A 1,615-nucleotide genomic window follows, 5' to 3' on the forward strand; every position below is an offset into this window, starting at 1 on the left:
GGGCGGGAGGGTATCGAAGCCTGCAGGGCCATGGCAGCTCGGGTGGCGCAGCTTGATAATGCGCTGATCAGCCAAATCGAACCCAGGGCGCTTGCGCTCTTGTCATCATCGTTCGGACGGCATCCCCGGATGGCGGATTGCCGCAATGGCGTGATCAGGATCGCCAAGGTCTGTCGCGACGACAGACGCATACTTAAAAAGCTCAACAGTCAAAGTCTGGCGCTGCTGGTGAACGGTTTGAGCAAGTGGCCGAAGGACTGTCGCGACGCCATAGTTGCAATCGCCAGTGAGGTCCATCACCGCGCCGACCAGCTCTCTGGTTTCATTCCGCAGGATTTGTCGACGTTGGTGAACGGCCTCTGTAAATGGCCGCAAGAGGAGAACATCCGTCCCGCCGCGCTCGCAATCGCCGGTGAGATCTGCCGCCGCACCAATCAGCTCGCTGACTTTAACGCCCAGGCATTGTCGAACCTGGTGAACGGCTTTAGCAAGTGGCCGCAAGCGGCAGAGTGCCGCCACGCCGCAACCGTTGTCAGCGGCGAGCTGCTTCGTCGCGGCCGACTCTCTGATTTCAGCAGTCAGAATCTTGCGACCCTGGTGAATGGCATGAGCAAGTGGCCGCAAGAGGAGAACACGCGTCGCGCCGCGCTCGCGATCGCCGGGGAGGTTAGTCGCCGCGTTGACGAGCTCTCTGGTTTTAATCCGCAGGAACTTTCGAACCTGGTGAACGGCTTCAGCAAGTGGCCGCATATGGAGAGCTTGCACGGTGCCTCAATCGCGATCGCTGGCGAGCTGCTTCGCCGTTCCGACCAACTCTCTGAATTTACTCCGCAGGAGATGTCGAACCTGGCAAACGGCTTCAGCAAGTGGCCGGAAGCCGCGGAGTGTCGCGAGGCTATAGCCCTGATCGCCGGTGAGATGCTTCGCCGTTCCGACCAACTCTCGGACTTTACTCCGCGCAGGAACTTTCGAACCTGGTGAACGGCTTCAGCAAGTGGCCGCAAGCGGCAGAGTGCCGCCACGCCGCAACCGTTGTCGGCGGCGAATTGCTTCGTCGCGGCCGACTCTCTGATTTCAGCAGTCAGGATCTTGCGACCCTGGTGAATGGCATGAGCAAGTGGCCGCAAGAGGAGAACACGCGTCACGCCGCGCTCACGATCGCCGGTGAGGTTAGTCGCCGCGTTGACGAGCTCTCTGGTTTTAATCCGCAGAAACTTTCGAACCTGGTGAACGGCTTCAGCAAGTGGCCGGAAGCGGTGGCGTGTCGCGAGACAATAGGCATGATCGCCAGTGAGGTCTGCCGCCGCGCCGGCCGGCTCTCTGGTTTTAATCCGCAGGACATGGGGAACTTGGTGAACGGCTTCAGCAAGTGGCCGGAAGCGGCGGCTTGTCGCGAAGCTACAGCCACGATCGCCGGTGAGGTGCTTCGCCGTGCCGACCAACTCTCTGAATTTACTCCGCAGAACCTGGCTAACCTGGCAAACGGCTTCAGCAAGTGGCCGGAACAGGCGGGTTGTCGCGAGGCCACAGCCACGATCGCCGGTGAGGTGCTTCGCCGTGCCGACCAACTCTCTGAATTTACTCCGCAGACCCTGGCTAACCTGGCAAACGGCTT

Annotated in this window: 2 pseudogenes; both read left to right on the forward strand. The window is 60.6% G+C overall.

Annotated elements, in window-relative coordinates:
- Nucleotides 1-981: pseudogene (locus AC04SH_RS34850) on the forward strand (hypothetical protein); the annotation flags it as partial.
- Nucleotides 978-1,615, forward strand: a pseudogene (locus tag AC04SH_RS34855) (hypothetical protein); the annotation flags it as partial. The pseudogenes AC04SH_RS34850 and AC04SH_RS34855, both read left to right, overlap by 4 nt.

Source organism: Mesorhizobium sp. CNPSo 4688 (assembly GCF_057784295.1).